The following is a 294-nucleotide window of genomic DNA, read 5'->3' on the forward strand; positions in this document are numbered from 1 at the left end:
CTGTTTGGTCTTGTGATATTTTCTTGTTTCGGGCACTCTTACCTGTTACCTGCGAAAATCGTGCGATCATAGTCCAAAAAGATGAGTGAGTAGATTGAATATGGGAGCTCTGAACCGTTTAAGGACAAAAGCCGTAGGAACACTGCGGGGATAAAAATAGATGGGCATTTGTCTCTGGCTCCTCCTCATTTTTGGTCAATGAATGTAAGGACGCTAACATAGAATTTACTTCCTGATATGGAAAGTGCAAAAATCTCTTAACGGATTATCCTAAAGGCGGCCCGCTTTGCCTGG

It is taken from the genome of Bartonella sp. MR168JLCBS (assembly GCF_042194175.1).